General features: G+C 45.9%; 11 protein-coding genes, 11 tRNA genes and 1 pseudogene. All 23 read left to right on the top strand.

What is annotated here, in order from left to right:
* Nucleotides 1-26 precede the first annotated feature (26 nt).
* Nucleotides 27-2,609: an alanine--tRNA ligase gene (gene alaS / locus AC3D28_RS08510; protein ID WP_488534520.1), complete on the top strand. Its 2,583-nt coding sequence runs from the start codon at nt 27-29 to the stop codon at nt 2,607-2,609.
* 209 nt (nt 2,610-2,818) lie between these two features.
* Nucleotides 2,819-4,006 (top strand): aspartate kinase, encoded by a 1,188-nt coding sequence (locus AC3D28_RS08505; protein ID WP_488534519.1) that lies wholly within the window; start codon nt 2,819-2,821, stop codon nt 4,004-4,006.
* A 92-nt stretch (nt 4,007-4,098) separates the two neighbouring features.
* Nucleotides 4,099-4,302, top strand: coding sequence for a carbon storage regulator CsrA (gene csrA, locus AC3D28_RS08500; protein ID WP_098414820.1), 204 nt, complete (start codon nt 4,099-4,101; stop codon nt 4,300-4,302).
* Between the two features lie 400 nt (nt 4,303-4,702).
* Nucleotides 4,703-4,795 (top strand) — tRNA-Ser (locus AC3D28_RS08495).
* A 29-nt stretch (nt 4,796-4,824) separates the two neighbouring features.
* Nucleotides 4,825-4,901: transfer RNA gene (locus AC3D28_RS08490), tRNA-Arg, on the top strand.
* A 24-nt stretch (nt 4,902-4,925) separates the two neighbouring features.
* Nucleotides 4,926-5,018: transfer RNA gene (locus AC3D28_RS08485), tRNA-Ser, on the top strand.
* 69 nt (nt 5,019-5,087) lie between these two features.
* Nucleotides 5,088-5,164, top strand: a tRNA-Arg gene (locus AC3D28_RS08480).
* Between the two features lie 53 nt (nt 5,165-5,217).
* Nucleotides 5,218-5,294: transfer RNA gene (locus tag AC3D28_RS08475), tRNA-Arg, on the top strand.
* A gap of 53 nt (nt 5,295-5,347) precedes the next feature.
* Nucleotides 5,348-5,424, top strand: a tRNA-Arg gene (locus tag AC3D28_RS08470).
* Between the two features lie 53 nt (nt 5,425-5,477).
* Nucleotides 5,478-5,554: transfer RNA gene (locus AC3D28_RS08465), tRNA-Arg, on the top strand.
* Between the two features lie 53 nt (nt 5,555-5,607).
* Nucleotides 5,608-5,684: transfer RNA gene (locus AC3D28_RS08460), tRNA-Arg, on the top strand.
* Between the two features lie 53 nt (nt 5,685-5,737).
* Nucleotides 5,738-5,814 (top strand) — tRNA-Arg (locus tag AC3D28_RS08455).
* Nucleotides 5,815-5,867: 53 nt separating this feature from the next.
* Nucleotides 5,868-5,944: transfer RNA gene (locus AC3D28_RS08450), tRNA-Arg, on the top strand.
* Nucleotides 5,945-5,997: 53 nt separating this feature from the next.
* Nucleotides 5,998-6,074 (top strand) — tRNA-Arg (locus tag AC3D28_RS08445).
* 530 nt (nt 6,075-6,604) lie between these two features.
* The gene (locus AC3D28_RS08440) at nt 6,605-6,862 is read left to right on the top strand and encodes an oxaloacetate decarboxylase subunit gamma (protein ID WP_098414821.1); all 258 of its coding nucleotides are present in this window, start codon (nt 6,605-6,607) and stop codon (nt 6,860-6,862) included.
* A 32-nt stretch (nt 6,863-6,894) separates the two neighbouring features.
* Nucleotides 6,895-8,681, top strand: a pseudogene (gene oadA / locus AC3D28_RS08435) (sodium-extruding oxaloacetate decarboxylase subunit alpha).
* 9 nt (nt 8,682-8,690) lie between these two features.
* Entirely contained in the window at nt 8,691-9,821 is a 1,131-nt protein-coding gene (locus AC3D28_RS08430; protein ID WP_098414823.1) for a sodium ion-translocating decarboxylase subunit beta, read from the top strand.
* Between the two features lie 142 nt (nt 9,822-9,963).
* On the top strand, nt 9,964-10,914 hold the full coding sequence (locus AC3D28_RS08425; protein ID WP_488534518.1) for an NADP-dependent oxidoreductase: 951 nt from the start codon (nt 9,964-9,966) through the stop codon (nt 10,912-10,914).
* Nucleotides 10,908-11,369: a YqaA family protein gene (locus AC3D28_RS08420; protein ID WP_098414825.1), complete on the top strand. Its 462-nt coding sequence runs from the start codon at nt 10,908-10,910 to the stop codon at nt 11,367-11,369. The genes AC3D28_RS08425 and AC3D28_RS08420 overlap by 7 nt, the downstream gene beginning before the upstream one ends.
* Nucleotides 11,370-11,378: 9 nt before the next feature.
* On the top strand, nt 11,379-14,222 hold the full coding sequence (locus tag AC3D28_RS08415; RefSeq protein WP_488534517.1) for a M16 family metallopeptidase: 2,844 nt from the start codon (nt 11,379-11,381) through the stop codon (nt 14,220-14,222).
* A 209-nt stretch (nt 14,223-14,431) separates the two neighbouring features.
* Nucleotides 14,432-16,000, top strand: coding sequence for a glutamate--cysteine ligase (gene gshA / locus AC3D28_RS08410; RefSeq protein WP_488534516.1), 1,569 nt, complete (start codon nt 14,432-14,434; stop codon nt 15,998-16,000).
* 3 nt (nt 16,001-16,003) lie between these two features.
* Nucleotides 16,004-16,630 (top strand): transglycosylase SLT domain-containing protein, encoded by a 627-nt coding sequence (locus AC3D28_RS08405; RefSeq protein ID WP_257145727.1) that lies wholly within the window; start codon nt 16,004-16,006, stop codon nt 16,628-16,630.
* An 85-nt stretch (nt 16,631-16,715) separates the two neighbouring features.
* Nucleotides 16,716-17,234, top strand: coding sequence for an S-ribosylhomocysteine lyase (gene luxS / locus AC3D28_RS08400; protein ID WP_098414828.1), 519 nt, complete (start codon nt 16,716-16,718; stop codon nt 17,232-17,234).
* Nucleotides 17,235-17,298 lie beyond the last annotated feature (64 nt).

Genomic DNA, 17,298 nt, shown 5'->3' with positions numbered 1-17,298 from the left:
ACTCGACTATTTTCAGGAAGAGCTGCATGTACATGAGCACTGATGAGGTTCGTAACGCGTTCCTCAAGTTCTTTGAAAGCAAAGGACACCAAATCGTAGAAAGTTCATCGTTAGTTCCACATAACGACCCAACCCTGCTATTCACAAATGCAGGTATGAACCAATTTAAAGATTGCTTCTTAGGCTTAGAAAAACGCGCCTATACTCGAGCAACTACGGCTCAACGTTGTGTACGTGCTGGCGGTAAACACAACGACCTGGAAAACGTGGGTTTCACGGCTCGTCATCACACATTTTTTGAAATGCTAGGCAATTTCAGCTTTGGCGACTACTTTAAAGAAGATGCCATTTCATTTGCTTGGGAATTCCTAACAGAAGTGCTCAAACTGCCTGGAGAGCGTCTATTGGTCACGGTGTACGAAACAGACGACGAAGCGTTCGATATTTGGAATAAGAAAGTAGGCATTCCTGCAGATCGTATTGTTCGTATCGGCGATAAGCAAGGTGGTAAGCCTTATGAGTCAGATAACTTTTGGCAAATGGGCGACACTGGTCCTTGTGGTCCATGTACAGAAATTTTCTACGATCACGGTGAGCATATTTGGGGTGGGCGTCCTGGCACACCAGAAGAAGACGGTGACCGTTTCATCGAGATCTGGAACAACGTATTCATGCAATTCAACCGTCATGCAGACGGCACAATGGAGCCGCTACCAAAGCCATCAGTAGATACTGGCATGGGTATCGAACGTATCTCTGCAATCATGCAAGGTGTCCACTCAAACTACGAAATCGACGTATTCCAAACGCTGATTAAAGCGGCTGCTGAAGTGATTGGCCACGAAGATTTGTCTAATCAATCGCTGCGCGTCATTGCTGACCACATCCGTTCGTGTTCATTTCTGATTATTGATGGCGTGATGCCTTCAAACGAAGGTCGTGGTTACGTACTACGTCGCATCATCCGTCGTGCTGTTCGTCACGGTAACAAGTTAGGTGCACAAGGTGCGTTTTTCTACAAACTGGTAGGCGCACTGGCAGAGGTCATGGGCACCGCTGGCGAAGAACTGAAACGCCAGCAAGCCGTCGTTGAAAAAGTACTACGTATCGAAGAAGAAAACTTCGGCCGTACTCTGGAGCGTGGCATGGCGATTCTAAACGAAGCACTAGATAACCTAGATGGCAAAGTGTTAGACGGTGAAACCGTATTTAAACTTTATGACACTTACGGCTTCCCTGCCGATCTGACCAACGACGTTGCACGCGAGCGAGAATTCGTTATCGATGAAGAGGGATTTGAGAAAGCGATGGAAGCACAGCGGCAGCGAGCACGTGAAGCTGGTCAGTTCGGTACAGACTACAACGCAACCATTAAAGTGGACGCAGAAACAGAATTTTGTGGTTACTTAAGCACAAAAGGCTCAAGTTCAATAGAAGCCATATTCGTGGAAGGCAACGAAGTTGACTCTCTATCGGCGGGTGATAAGGCGATCATCGTTTTAGGCGAAACACCATTCTACGCTGAAGCTGGTGGTCAGTGTGGTGATACGGGGGAAATCCGTACAGAGTCCGGTGTATTCCTTGTTGAAGATACACAAAAGTTAGGTAACGCAATTACTCACTATGGTGTTATGACTGAAGGTGTTCTGATGAAAGGTGACGAAGTGGCGACGATGGTTGACGAAGAACGTCGTGCTGCCACCGCTCTAAATCACTCAGCCACGCACTTGTTACACGCAGCACTTCGCCAAGTGCTAGGTGAACATGTAACGCAAAAAGGCTCTCTCGTTAAGCCTGAAAGCCTACGTTTCGACTTTTCACACCTAGAAGCAGTAACGCCAACAGAGTTGAAAGAAGTTGAGCGTTTAGTTAACGCACAAATTCGTCGTAACCATGTTATCGAAACGAATTTAATGGACGTTGAGTCCGCGAAGAAGAAAGGTGCGATGGCACTGTTCGGTGAGAAGTACGATGACGAAGTTCGCGTGCTGTCAATGGGGGACTTCTCGACTGAACTGTGTGGCGGTATTCACGCATCAAACACAGGTGACATTGGTTTATTCAAGATCACTTCGGAAAGCGGTATCGCGGCAGGAATTCGTCGTATTGAAGCGGTTACAGGCGAGGCAGCGTTAGACGTAATTGAAGCAAAAAATGCGCAGTACGAAGAAAAACTGACTGAATCTGCTCAAAAAATAAAGGCGTTAGAGAAAGAAATTCAAAAGCTAAAGGACAAGATGGCAGCGGCTGAAAGTGCTAACATCATGAGCAAAGCTGTAGAAGTTAACGGTACAAAAGTGCTGGTAGCGGCTCTTGAGGGCGCAGACAGTAAAAACCTACGGACGATGGTTGATGATATTAAAAACCAAATGGGTTCTGGTATTGTGCTTCTAGCAAATGTAACGGGCGATAAAATCGGTCTGATTGCTGGCGTAACAAAAGATCTCACAGGCAAAGTAAAAGCGGGTGAGTTGGTTAAAATGATTGCTGAGCAAGTTGGTGGTAAAGGCGGTGGTCGTCCTGATATGGCGCAAGCTGGTGGTACTGATGTAGCCGCATTACCGGAGGCTATCAAAACTGTTCAGCCTTGGCTAGAAGAACGCTTATAAGCACTTAACTAATAAATTTACGCTCAATCAAATTTTTTGATTGAGCGTAAATTTTTTTGGTAATCAAATGGTTTAATTGACTAAGAGTTAACCGAGTCAGTTGAGCTATTTGGTTCTATTGTAATGGCTGCTGATATAATTCCTGAAAGTAAGTGTTTGAATTTTTAAGCGGTTAAAAAGAGACTTTGGTCTTGGGAAGGTGAAGGCTGGTGAAAAAGCCCCTTATCGTGCAAAAGTTTGGCGGAACCTCCGTGGGTTCTATTGAAAGAATCCACCAAGTTGCTGAACACATCATTAAGGCGAGAAATGATGGCAATCAAGTTGTTGTTGTTGTGTCTGCAATGTCAGGCGAAACAAACAAATTAATGGAGCTCGCTAAACAGATCGATAGCGTACCTACAGCTCGAGAACTTGATGTTTTGCTCTCTGCTGGTGAGCAAGTGTCGATGGCACTATTAGCAATGACTCTAAACAAAATGGGTCATGCAGCACGCTCACTTAACGGAGCACAAGCGAGAATTGTGACGGACAATCAACACAATGACGCTACGATTAAACAGATTGATACCTCAAAAATAATAGCATTGCTTGAGCAAGAACAAATCGTTATTGTTGCGGGTTTTCAAGGTGTGACTGAGAATGGGGATATCACCACATTAGGTCGGGGGGGATCAGATACTAGTGCCGTTGCACTTGCAGGCGCATTACGTGCTGATGAATGCCAAATCTTTACCGACGTTGATGGTATTTATACTTGTGACCCGCGTGTAGTAAAAAATGCTCAAAAACTGGCAATTATTGACTTTCTTTCAATGGAAGCAATGGCAAGACGAGGAGCTAAGGTATTGCATTTACCTTCCGTGCAGTTTGCATGGAGGAATAACGTACCACTACGCGTGCTTTCGACATTTGATGTTAATGAAGGCAGTTTGGTAAAGGGAGAGTCGGGCAGTCAAGCTGTCTCTGGTATAGCTATTCAACGTGACCTTGCTATTATTGAAGTCGATAAAGAACATTTATCTAGTGCTACAAAACAATGTCAGATGCTGGGTATTAATATTTGGTATGTGATCGAGGAAACAGAACGAGCAGGTATCATGATAAAACAAGATGCATGCGACAAGTTCGATCTGGTGTTCAGCGATAAAATCCGTAATAGTGAAGCAGTAAGTCTTCTAACCGCTGTAGGGCTTGAGGCCAATGGAATGGTAGAGCACGCACGCGATTTGTTGGCAAAGCGAGATATTGAGATCAATTTCAGCGCAACGGACGCACTCACTATGATGCTAGTTTTACCACCTGAATGTGTGAATACAGCAGCAAATATTCTACATGATGCTTACATTACGTCTAGTGAAGCATTAAACATTCAACAAAAACATGTCTTTTTAGGCTAATTTTCTATGACAAGGGAGTTTACGAAAATATAACTTTTGTTGGATAATAGCTTTGTAGCAAGAAAATTTAGAGATTACTCAAGGAGCAAAGAATGCTAATTTTGACTCGCCGCGTAGGCGAAACACTGATGATTGGTGATGAAGTAACTGTAACTGTACTAGGTGTGAAAGGTAACCAAGTACGTATTGGCGTTAACGCTCCGAAAGAAGTTTCAGTTCACCGTGAAGAAATTTATATGCGCATTCAAGCTGAAAAAGGCAATGGTAACACTGCTTCAGATTCAGATAACTACTAAGTCGCTCCTGTTTACAGAGCTTAGTTTGAATGAAAAAGGCTAGCCGATGGGCTGGCCTTTTTAGTTTCTGGACTCTCCGCAAGAGTTAAATAGGAGTGGGGTTTTGAACGTTGCCTTTGTTCGTTCAGTCTTACGGTTTTTGACTTACCATCACTTGATGCTCAAATTATAGCTGCGCTTATAAGCCAAATAATGCTCGTTAAAGTAAATACTTTAAGCGCCTTGATAATAATTGTTTTTATTCGGAGAAGACTCTCTTTTTTTCATCATAATAGAGTGGTAAAGTTCGTTAAATCGTCACTTTGATTAAATCCGCAACGGTTAAGTTGTTTGGGTGGTTTTTTTCAAAGAAAGTGTTTGACATATTTTCGGTAAAACGTAATATGTGCCTCCGCAAGACGGTGAGGTGGCCGAGAGGCTGAAGGCGCTCCCCTGCTAAGGGAGTATACGGTTTGTAGCCGTATCGAGGGTTCGAATCCCTCCCTCACCGCCATTTCTTGCGAGACTTCTAAAGTGTACAGTGCGTCCTTAGCTCAGCTGGATAGAGTACCTGGCTACGAACCAGGCGGTCGGAGGTTCGAATCCTCCAGGACGCGCCATTCTTTAGATAGAACAAATAAAACGGTGAGGTGGCCGAGAGGCTGAAGGCGCTCCCCTGCTAAGGGAGTATACGGTTTGTAGCCGTATCGAGGGTTCGAATCCCTCCCTCACCGCCATTTATTGACGTAGCCGTCAATTTTTTTGTTCTTAAAGAAAGACAGTGTGAGATGCTTCACAAAAACTGCGCGTCCTTAGCTCAGCTGGATAGAGTACCTGGCTACGAACCAGGCGGTCGGAGGTTCGAATCCTCCAGGACGCGCCACTTATTAAAGGGTAATGCCCTGATGTTGATGTTAAATTGATATCGAAAATTGCGCGTCCTTAGCTCAGCTGGATAGAGTACCTGGCTACGAACCAGGCGGTCGGAGGTTCGAATCCTCCAGGACGCGCCACTTATTAAAGGGTAATGCCTTGATGTTGATGTTAAATTGATATCGAAAATTGTGCGTCCTTAGCTCAGCTGGATAGAGTACCTGGCTACGAACCAGGCGGTCGGAGGTTCGAATCCTCCAGGACGCGCCACTTATTAAAGGGTAATGCCTTGATGTTGATGTTAGATTGATATCGAAAACTGCGCGTCCTTAGCTCAGCTGGATAGAGTACCTGGCTACGAACCAGGCGGTCGGAGGTTCGAATCCTCCAGGACGCGCCACTTATTAAAGGGTAATGCCCTGATGTTGATGTTAGATTGATATCGAAAACTGCGCGTCCTTAGCTCAGCTGGATAGAGTACCTGGCTACGAACCAGGCGGTCGGAGGTTCGAATCCTCCAGGACGCGCCACTTATTAAAGGGTAATGCCCTGATGTTGATGTTAGATTGATATCGAAAATTGTGCGTCCTTAGCTCAGCTGGATAGAGTACCTGGCTACGAACCAGGCGGTCGGAGGTTCGAATCCTCCAGGACGCGCCACTTATTAAAGGGTAATGCCCTGATGTTGATGTTAGATTGATATCGAAAACTGCGCGTCCTTAGCTCAGCTGGATAGAGTACCTGGCTACGAACCAGGCGGTCGGAGGTTCGAATCCTCCAGGACGCGCCACTTATTAAAGAGTAATGCCCTGATGTTGATGTTAAATCGATATCGAAAATTGTGCGTCCTTAGCTCAGCTGGATAGAGTACCTGGCTACGAACCAGGCGGTCGGAGGTTCGAATCCTCCAGGACGCGCCACGTATTATAAAAGCCTCGCTAATGCGAGGCTTTTTAGTATCTGAAACCACAATATAGCTCTGACCGACTAGATATTGTATCTCCTCTTTTTTTCAAAAAATGTCTATGTGCGTATCTACGCAATGGACTCTTTCTATTAAACACTGGACGATCCCCAATTCGGCTAGCTTCCTTCTACTTCACTTTAAATACCATCATATAAACACCTTATTTTGTTTTAAAAATGTGCGTTGTTATATCTGTCTGTTTTTGTTTTTTAACAGGTTTTTATGCGCTGGTTTTTAAATCTCTATCGCCGTTTTTATTTATGCTCTCTTTGACTTTATTCATCAGCAGAACGGCGGAATTAACGTGATTGTTTTCTCATGAACTGTGATCTGAGTAGTGAATAAATAATCATTTATCAGGATTATTACAAACCTTTCTTAAACAAAATTGACAAAGTTTAACCAATCGAGATAATCCATGGGTCGGGATTTGACGCTATTAAAGTCCTGCACGTTGTCAGGATGACAAAGAAAGGAAGCAACATGACTAATATAGGAAGCCTGCTAGTAGATGCGGCCACCCTGATGCTAACAGGGATGGTGGTCGTATTTATTTTCCTCACCATTCTTGTTTATCTCGTTCGGCTAATGTCGAAACTGGTACCAGAAGAAGTACCAGATCCAGTCGCAGCACAAAAAACAAATACCAATATTCAATCAACCTCTTCAGCTGTTAGTCCACAAGTAGTGGCGGCGATCTCGGCTGCGATTCATAAGCATCGCACCTTAGTCGCGAAGTAGCCGAAAAAAGGATTAAAAAGGAGTTTAAGAGCATGTCTAAACCACTAGCTATTACGGATGTGGTCCTTCGTGACGCCCATCAATCATTATTTGCTACGCGTATGCGTATTGAGGATATGCTGCCTATTGCAGCTGAATTGGATAAGATTGGTTACTGGTCTTTAGAGACTTGGGGGGAGCAACGTTCGATTCTTGTATTCGATTCCTAGGGGAAGACCCATGGGAACGCCTGCGAGAACTCAAAAAAGCGATGCCAAATACCCCGATGCAAATGTTACTACGTGGTCAAAATCTTTTAGGATACCGCCATTATGCCGACGACGTAGTAGAGAAGTTTGTTGAACGCGCGCATGCTAACGGTATGGACGTATTCCGTATCTTTGATGCGATGAATGATGTTCGAAACTTCCAAACCGCCGTTAAAGCTGCCGTTGATGTTGGCGCTCATGCGCAGGGCACGCTGTCTTATACAACGAGTCCAGTGCACAATACCGATACTTGGGTCGACTTGGCAAAACGCCTTGAAGACCTAGGCTGTCACTCGTTATGCATCAAAGATATGTCAGGCCTACTTAAGCCATATGAAGCAGAAGAGCTCATTACGCGTATTAAAGCTTCTTGTGATGTCCCATTAGCGCTGCACTGTCATGCAACGACGGGTCTTTCAACCGCAACCGCTGTGAAGGCGGTTGAAGCGGGTATCGACGTGCTGGATACGGCCATTTCTTCAATGAGTTGTACTTATGGACACACACCAACTGAAACAGTGGTAGCAATGCTGCAAGGCACGGCGCGAGATACCAACCTGAAACTTGATCAACTAGAGCCAATAGCGACTTATTTCCGTGAGGTACGTAAAAAGTATGCGAAATGGGAAGGGCAACTTAAAGGCGTTGACTCTCGCATTCTGATTGCACAAGTGCCGGGGGGCATGTTAACCAACATGGAAGGTCAGCTTAAAGAGCAAGGTGCGGCGGATCGCATTGATGAAGTTTTGCAAGAAATCCCACGCGTGCGTGAAGACCTAGGCTTTATTCCTCTGGTAACTCCAACTTCACAGATTGTGGGCACTCAAGCAGTAATCAATGTCCTGACAGGGGAGCGCTACAAGAGCATTACGAAAGAAACGGCAGGTGTGCTGAGAGGGGAATACGGCGCGGCGCCAGCGCCATTGAATACTGATCTGCAAGCTAAAATTCTCGATGGTAAAGATCCTATCACGTGTCGTCCAGCCGATTTGCTAGAGCCTGAAATGGAAGCGCTGACGGTCGATCTGATGGAAAAAGCGAAATCGGAAGGGATTAAATTGGCGAGTGAGCGCGTAGATGATGTATTAACCTATGCGCTTTTCCCTCAAGTTGGCCTCAAGTTCCTTAAGAATCGTGACAACCCAGACGCCTTTGAGCCTGCTCCTGGTGTTGAAGAGGCGAAACCTGCATCAACACCTGTGGCTCAAGTAACCGCAGGAGGCGTAGAAACTTACAGCGTACGTGTTGATGGTCAAGTTTATGAAGTTGAAGTTGGTCCTCAAGGTGAACTAACCTCTGTCGCTCCTTCTGCTACGCCGGAAAAATCGGTTGCACCTAGCGCAACTTCCAATGCTTTAGCAGAAGCGGTGCCTGCTCCTCTTGCGGGTAACATCTTCAAAGTGAATGTTCAGCCTGGCGCTGAAGTGGCTGAAGGTGATGTGCTGCTGATCCTTGAAGCGATGAAGATGGAAACAGAAGTTCGCGCGGCACGTGGTGGTGTTGTGCAGGAATTGAATGTCAAAGAAGGTGATGCTGTGACAGTAGGTGCGCCTCTTCTGAGTCTAGGATAAGGGAGTACCATGGACGGATTGATGACCTTATGGTCAGAAACAGGGATCGCTAACTTTGAGTTTGGCCAAATCTGCATGATGCTGGTTGGCTGTACGCTGTTGTTTTTGGCGATCCGAAAGGGCTTCGAGCCATTACTTCTGCTGCCTATCGGTTTTGGTGCCATCTTGGCCAACATTCCAAACGCAGGTTTTACCGAGCCGGGGGGATTGCTGTACTACGTCTACTATATTGGGATCGAGTCGGGCGTGTTCCCGTTATTGATTTTCATGGGCGTGGGGGCGATGACAGATTTTGGTGCTTTGATCGCGAACCCGAAAACCTTGTGGTTAGGGGCTGCCGCTCAATTTGGTATCTTCGCCACACTATTTGGTGCGATTTTGCTCAATTATGTACCGGGTATGGAGTTCTCGATGGCGGATGCTTCATCGATTGCAATCATTGGTGGTGCAGATGGTCCTACGGCAATTTTCTTGGCTAGTAAGCTCTCACCAGATCTGCTGGGTGCGATTGCTGTAGCCGCGTACAGCTACATGGCGTTAGTGCCAATCATTCAGCCGCCAATCATGAAGGCGTTAACCACTAAGGAAGAACGTGAGATTCAAATGGCGCAGCTGCGTCACGTGGGTAAATGGGAAAAAGTATTGTTCCCGATGGCAGTATTACTCATGACGATTCTTTTCCTACCTTCAGCAACGCCTCTTGTCGGTATGTTCTGTTTGGGCAACTTAATGCGTGAAGCGGGGGTGGTCGATCGTCTATCGAAAACCGCACAAAATGAGCTGATCAACATCGTGACGATCTTCTTGGGCTTAGGGGTTGGCTCGAAGCTGCAAGCGGATCAATTCCTGAACCTCGAAACCTTAGGTATCCTAGGGCTGGGCGCGGTGGCATTCAGTATTGGTACTGGGACGGGCGTATTGATGGCCAAGCTGCTCAACAAGGTGTCTAAAGAAGACATTAACCCATTGATTGGTGCAGCAGGCGTATCTGCGGTTCCGATGGCTGCACGTGTGGTGAATAAGGTAGGTTTGCAAGCCAATCCGCAAAACTTCTTGTTGATGCACGCCATGGGGCCAAATGTTGCGGGTGTACTTGGTTCAGCGGTCGCTGCAGGTATTTTACTTGCTCTCGTAGGTTAGCCAGTAGAGCGATAGTGAGTCATCAATGAAAATGGAATCATCAACCAATTTACAAGCCCACAATTAACTTCGCTTAACAAAATGGTTTATAGTCAAAGGGATGCTTTCGCATCCCTTTTTGTTTTCTCTCAGGGAATGGTTTATGGAACACAAACAGATCGTTATCACCGAATTTGGTGACGCAAATGTACTTGCGATTCAACATACCCCAACACCATCACCCAAATCAGGTGAAGTTTTAGTGAAAGTTGCTTTCTCAGGTGTTAATCCTATTGATGTTAAAACTCGGGCAGGGTTAGGCTGGGCGGCAGAGCAGAACAAAGGTCATTTACCTTGGGTTCCTGGCTATGATATCTCAGGGCAAGTGGTTGCGTGTGGTTACGACGCCTCACGTTTTCCTGTCGGTGATGAAGTGGCGGGCTTTATCGGTTTTCCACTACGTGGTGGCGGTTACGGCCAGTATATCTGTGTTCCAGAATCTGAGTTAAGTCATGTCCCTAGCACAGTTACTTTAGAGGCAGCTGCAGTACTACCTCTGGCTGGACAAACTGCCGCTCAAGCATTAAGTATCGCTAATGTGACAGAAAATGACCGTGTTCTTATTCTTGCTGGCGCTGGAGGCGTAGGACACTTAGCGATACAAATTGCGGTAGCGGCTAAAGCCGAAGTCTTCACGACCTGTAGTGAGCGAAATTTAGACTATCTCGCCACGCTTGGCGCACACGCAGTGAACTATCAATTTGCCCCAGTGTCAGAACGTGTTGAAGGCGTAGATGTTCTGATTGATTTAGTGGGGGGAGACGCAGCGCTAGATGCACTTAAGTGCCTAAAAGACAATGCGAGAGTCATTACTGTGCCAACCATCACCGCTGAGGAGATCTGTGAAAAAGCCAAACTACTGGGCTTTGAGGCGAGCGGCATGTTAGTGGAGCCAGATCCAGCCCTGCTGGATACCTTGATATACATGGTCAGCGTCGGTTTGTTAAAAACTGAAGTTCAGCGAGTCTATCCAATGCATGAAGTAAGCGCCGCTCACGAACAAGTTGAATCGGGGAGGACCAGAGGTAAGGTGCTACTTGATATGACATGCTAGAGGCATTTAATACGGGGTTTGAAGATTTAGCGCTTTGGTTTTCTGATTCGGCATTATGGGTGCTATTCATAACTGGTTTTCTCAGTGCGACCTTACTGCCTGGTGGCTCAGAAGCAGGCCTGATTGCCACACTCTCTTTGAATCAATACGCTATTTCGTCCATCATTATTGTGGCCACGGTAGGTAATACACTTGGCGGTCTAACGAATTATTGGCTTGGGTTATGGATTCCCAACAAAACTCAAGATGAAAAACACGCACATACCGCCTTGAAGTGGTTATCTAAATATGGCTACTGGGGATTGTTCTTTAGCTGGCTTCCTATTATAGGAGACCCGCTGTGTTTAGCGGCTGGGTGGTTACGAATGAAGTTTCTACCGTGTGTGATTTTAATATTTTTTGGAAAGGCCGTTAGGTACAGTCTACTTGCGGCCATCTATCTCGGATTATTTTAAGGAAAGTACATGAAGATGTTTTGGGCTGGCGCGTGTTCGCTGTTGGTGATCACAGGTTGTGCATCCAATACCCCTGTATCATCATTGCCTGAAGGGGTAACTTTCGTCGAGTCGTCGAAAGCGGAAGAAGGCAAAGTTAAAATCCCATACCAGAAATACAAGCTTGATAATGGCTTAACCGTTATTTTAGCGCCAGAAGACTCTGATCCATTAGTACATGTCGATATAACATACCATGTTGGTTCGGCTCGTGAAGAGATCGGAAAATCAGGATTCGCGCACTTCTTTGAACATATGATGTTCCAAGGGTCAGAGAACGTTGGTGATCAAGAGCATTTCAAAATCATCACGGAAGCGGGGGGAACTTTAAACGGCACCACTAACCGTGACCGCACTAACTACTTTGAAACCGTACCGGCTAACCAACTAGAAAAAATGTTGTGGTTAGAGTCAGATCGTATGGGCTTTTTGCTTGATGCTGTATCACAACGTAAGTTTGAAATTCAGCGCTCAACAGTCAAAAACGAGCGTGCCCAACGTTACGACAATCGTCCGTATGGACTGATTTGGGAGCGCATGTCAGAAGCACTGTATCCAGAGGGGCATCCGTATTCGTGGCAAACCATTGGTTATGTTGAAGATCTTGACCGTGTTGATGTGAATGATCTCAAAGCGTTTTTCTTGCGTTGGTATGGACCAAACAATGCAACCTTAACGATCGGTGGTGATCTGGACGTTGAACAAACGTTAGAGTGGGTGAACAAATACTTTGGTTCGATTCCGCGTGGTCCAGAGGTGGAAAATGCGCCGAAACAGCCTGCAAAACTGCAAGAAGACAAATACATCACGCTCGAAGATCGTATTCAACAACCGATGGTCATGATCGCTTGGCCAACAACCTACAATGGCGAAGCAAGCCAAGCGTCTCTCGATACGCTATCGGAAGTGCTGGGTGGCGGTACAAACAGCGTGCTCTACCAAGACTTAGTCAAGACTCAAAAAGCGGTTGATGCCGGTTCATTCCATGATTGTGCAGAACTTGCGTGCAACTTTTACGTGTACGCAATGGGGGATTCTGGAGACAAAGGCGACCTTTCAAAATTGTATGACGAGCTTTTACAGTCACTCAACCAGTTTGCTAAGCAAGGCGTAACGGATGACCGCCTAGAACAGCTGAAAGGCAAAGCGGAAGCGAATGCTATCTTTGCTCTAGAAAGCGTGAAAGGCAAAGTGACGCAGTTGGCGTCCAATGAGACATTCTTTGGCGATCCTGATCGTCTTGAACAACAGCTTGAGCAGATCCGCGCGGTTACGCCTGCATCGGTAGAAAAAGCGTATACGGATTTTATCCAAGGTAAGAACAAAGTGACGCTAAGCGTAGTACCAAAAGGAAAAACAGACTTGGCGGTCAAACCAGCCACCTTTGTGACGCCAGAACGAACGCTGCCAGAATACAAAAAGATCACCGATGAGCAGCTAGCTTATCGCCGTGCGACGGACAATTTCGATCGTTCGGTACAGCCGCCAGTTGGTGAGCCTGTCAAAGCAACCATGCCCGACTTATATGAGATTCATTTCGATAATGGGTCCGAATTATTGGGCGCGATAAGTGATGAAACCCCAACGGTGATGCTGCAATTTAGTTTGCCTGCGGGAACGCGTTTTGTTGAAAAGGGTAAAGAAGGTTTGGCACAGCTGACAGCGGCGATGTTACAAGAAGGGACCACCAAACGCAGTGTCGAAGACATTCAAGCTGAGTTAGATACACTGGGTAGTGTGATCTCTGTAGATGCGACTGGCTATACGACCAACATCAGTGTGTCTTCTCTCAAAAAGAATCTCGATCCGACATTGAAGATCGTTGAGGAGATGTTGTTATCACCAGCTTTCAAACAACAAGACTTTGAGCGCGTAAAAATGCAGGCATTAGAAGGTTTGGTTTACGAACATCAAAATCCAAGCTGGATGGCGTCACAAGCAAGCCGCCAAGTACTTTATGGTGACTCTGTCTTTGCTCGCCCCAAAGACGGCACACAGGCGAGCGTGAGTGCTTTAACACTGGACGATGTCCGTGAATTTTACGCGCAGCATTACACCCCACAAAGTGCTCAGATCGTCGTGGTTGGTGATACCAACAAACAAGACATGGAACAGAAGCTCACGTTCTGGAAAAATTGGCAAGACGAAGCCGCCCCGTTGTATGCGCCGCAAAGTATCGCTGCGTTGGGTGAGCAGAAAATCCACCTTGTTGATAAACCTGACGCTCCTCAAAGTGTGGTTATGATGGTGCGTCAGGGTGTGCCTTACGATGCTACGGGGGAGTTCTATCTGGGGCAGCTTGCTAACTTCAACTTAGCGGGTAACTTCAACAGCCGTATTAACCAAAATCTACGTGAAGACAAGGGCTACACTTACGGTGCATACGGTTATTTCTCAGGAAATCCAGAAACTGGTTCGGTTGTGTTTACAGCCCAAGTACGTGCTGACTCGACCGTTGCCTCTATCATCGAAATGAAAAATGAGTTAAACGAATACGCTTTATCAGGCATGACTGATGCGGAGCTGAAATTTATGCGCCAAGCCGTCGGTCAAAAAGATGCCCTGAAGTATGAGACGCCAACACAAAAAGCGCAACTTATCAGTGATATTCTGAAGTTCAACCTCGATCAGGATTATTTGCAGCAGAGAAACGCTATCGTAGAAAAAGTCGATAAGCAGAGCCTGAATGCACTCGCTCAGAAATGGTTTGATCCAAACGACTATCAAATTATTGTTGTTGGTGATGCTAAATCACTACGTCCTCAATTAGAAAAGTTGGGGAAAGACGTAGAAGAGCTTGAAATCATTCGATAGAGTACACATGTATACCAAATCACTTCGAGATGCTGAATCCGGTATTTTGAGGTTATTTGAACATAATAGCGGAGAGAGTGCTCTCCGCTATTCATCTAGATAAGCGACTTTTAATGGGGCATTTATCTAGGTGAAAAGACTATCAATAACTTAGCTTTCACTTGCATCGTATAGCAAGTGTCCTGCTCCCAATATAAGCGAACCTCATTTTGACTGATTTTGCTGCGCGACTAAAAAAAGTTGCATCAAACCCCGAAGTATTTAAGCAGTTTGGACGCGGTGTTGAGCGAGAAACTTTGCGCTATTGTCAGGATGGACATCTAGCGACAACACCTCATCCAAAGGGGTTAGGTTCAGCGTTCACCAACCAATGGATTACGACGGATTTTTCTGAATCATTGTTAGAATTCATTACTCCAGTGTCACATGAAATTCCAGAATTGATGGCACAACTGAAAGATATCCATCACTTCACGCAAACAAAAATGGGTGAAGAAAAGATGTGGCCGCTTTCTATGCCATGTTATGTCGGCTCGGAAGAGGACATTCAGTTAGCTCAGTATGGCTCTTCGAATGCAGCAAAAATGAAAACCCTGTACCGAGAAGGTCTAAAGCGCCGCTATGGCAGCCTGATGCAAATCATCTCAGGTGTGCATTTTAACTTCTCGTTCCCTGAAACATTTTGGGATGCGCTTTACGGCGAGCAGGATGGACAAGCCCGCCAAGATACGAAGTCTAATGCCTACTTTGCGTTGATCCGTAACTACTACCGTTTTGGTTGGATGATTCCATATTTCTTCGGCGCATCGCCAGCGTTATGCGGCTCTTTTATTCAAGGTCGTGAAACCGATCTGCCATTCGAGAAAATTGGTGGCACTTTGTATTTGCCGAAATCGACGTCTTTGCGTTTGAGCGATCTAGGCTACACGAGTAGTGCGCAAAGCATGCTGAAAATTGGCTTCAATAATATCGACCAGTACCTTGAAGGTTTAAGTGATGCTATTCGTCATCCATCCGAAGAGTTTGCGAAAATAGGCGTAAAAGTGGACGGGGAATACCGCCAGCTTAATTCTAATATTTTACAAATTGAGAACGAGTTATACGCGCCCATTCGTCCAAAACGCGTATCGAAAAGCGGTGAAAAGCCCTCGGATGCTCTCAGACGTGCTGGTGTCGAATACATCGAAGTGCGTTCACTTGATGTCAACCCATTCAGCGTCGTTGGCTTAAATGAAGAGCAAGTGCGTTTCCTTGACCTTTTCCTTACTTGGACAGCCTTGTCAGACTCTGACCCGATGGATAACTGTGAGTTAGAGTGTTGGCGTGATAACTGGAATAAAGTGATTATTTCTGGTCGAGAAAAAGGCTTGATGCTTCAAATTGGCTGCCAAGGTGAGCGCTTATCTTTGCAAAGTTGGGGGCATCGAGTGTTTGGCGAGTTGCGTCAAATCGCGGTAGAAATGGATGCCGCTGCTGGTGGCACTGATTACCAAGATGTTTGCAATAAACTAGAAACATGGATTGATAACCCTGAGCTGACGATTTCGGGTCAATTATTAGATCTAACGAAAGAACTGGGCGGCCTCGGTAAGGTAGGGTGTGCGCTTGGCATGAAATACCGTGAGGAAAACCTGGCTCATGCTTACCAGTATTATTCACAAGATATGATGGAAACAGAAGTCGCTTTATCAGTAGAAAAACAGAAGCAAGCTGAACAAAACGATACGTTGTCTTTTGACGACTTCCTGGAAGATTACTTCGCTTATCTGAAGCAATAATGTATGGGTAAAAACGGGGTGGGATTGAACATTAAGAGGTTGGTTGTATCGGTGCTAGGAACTCTTTTGCTTACCGGGTGTGCGACGGCGCCGCCAAAGCAACAAGATAACCTATGTGAGATATTTCGAGAGAAATCGGATTGGTATGATGACGCCAAAGATATGGAAGAAAAGTGGGGGACTCCCATTCATGTTGCCATGGCGATTATCAAACAAGAGAGCAGCTTTCGACATGATGCCAAACCACCCAAAGATTACCTACTTGGGTTCATTCCTTGGGGGCGTGTCAGCAGTGCTTATGGTTATGCACAAGCCCAAGACCCAGCTTGGGGAGATTTCCAAGATGCAACAGGGCAAGGCGGTTCGCGTACTAACTTTGATGACTCTATGATGTTTGTCGGTTGGTATACCCATGAAACGCGCCGCCAGCTTGGCATTTCATTGTGGGACCCATATAACCAGTATCTTGCCTATCATGAAGGTAGAGGAGGATATAAGCGTGGTACTTATAAACGAAAGCCAAGCTTAATTAACGTCGCTCGGCGTGTTGAACAAACTGCAAAAACTTATGGCTGGCAGCTGAAACAATGTCGTCAGGAATTGGAAGACAACAGCAGCTGGTTCTTTTAACTCTAGGTCCGTCAGACTGGATCTAGGGATGAACGACATAAATCCAATACCGACAGGGATTGGAATTACAATCAGGAGAGATGTAATGCCTTTACTCGATAGTTTTACCGTGGACCACACTCGCATGAATGCACCAGCAGTACGAGTGGCGAAAACCATGCAGACCCCAAAAGGGGATACGATTACTGTTTTCGACTTACGCTTTACTGCGCCAAACAAAGACATTCTTTCTGAAAAAGGTATTCACACCCTAGAGCACCTTTATGCTGGCTTTATGCGTAATCATCTTAACAGCGATTCTGTGGAGATCATCGATATTTCGCCGATGGGTTGCCGCACGGGCTTTTACATGAGTCTGATTGGCACTCCATCAGAGCAGCAAGTAGCGGATGCTTGGATTGCAGCGATGAAAGACGTGCTTAAAGTCGAGAGCCAGAGCAAGATCCCAGAACTGAACGAGTACCAATGTGGTACCGCGGCGATGCATTCACTAGAGGAAGCGCAGCAAATAGCGAAGAACATTCTTGATGCTGGCGTATCTGTTAATAAAAACGATGCTCTGGCACTGCCAGAATCGATGTTAAAAGAGCTGAGCATCAATTAAGAATATTGAATGTTATTAAGCGCTAAATAAAAAAATAAAAAGAGCCTGATGATTGAAGTGACCC

Source organism: Vibrio sp. TAP-3B (assembly GCF_057784735.1).
The sequence above is the reverse complement of the archived record's forward strand: the minus strand, read 5'-3'. Positions and strand labels throughout refer to the sequence as shown.

Coding starts and splice junctions, on each gene's coding strand:
- AC3D28_RS08425 (WP_488534518.1), top strand. CDS start 9,964: ATGGAACACAAACAGATCGTTATCACCGAATTTGGTGACGCAAATGTA.
- AC3D28_RS08415 (WP_488534517.1), top strand. CDS start 11,379: ATGAAGATGTTTTGGGCTGGCGCGTGTTCGCTGTTGGTGATCACAGGT.
- AC3D28_RS08430 (WP_098414823.1), top strand. CDS start 8,691: ATGGACGGATTGATGACCTTATGGTCAGAAACAGGGATCGCTAACTTT.
- AC3D28_RS08420 (WP_098414825.1), top strand. CDS start 10,908: ATGCTAGAGGCATTTAATACGGGGTTTGAAGATTTAGCGCTTTGGTTT.
- csrA (WP_098414820.1), top strand. CDS start 4,099: ATGCTAATTTTGACTCGCCGCGTAGGCGAAACACTGATGATTGGTGAT.
- AC3D28_RS08440 (WP_098414821.1), top strand. CDS start 6,605: ATGACTAATATAGGAAGCCTGCTAGTAGATGCGGCCACCCTGATGCTA.
- AC3D28_RS08405 (WP_257145727.1), top strand. CDS start 16,004: ATGGGTAAAAACGGGGTGGGATTGAACATTAAGAGGTTGGTTGTATCG.
- luxS (WP_098414828.1), top strand. CDS start 16,716: ATGCCTTTACTCGATAGTTTTACCGTGGACCACACTCGCATGAATGCA.
- alaS (WP_488534520.1), top strand. CDS start 27: ATGTACATGAGCACTGATGAGGTTCGTAACGCGTTCCTCAAGTTCTTT.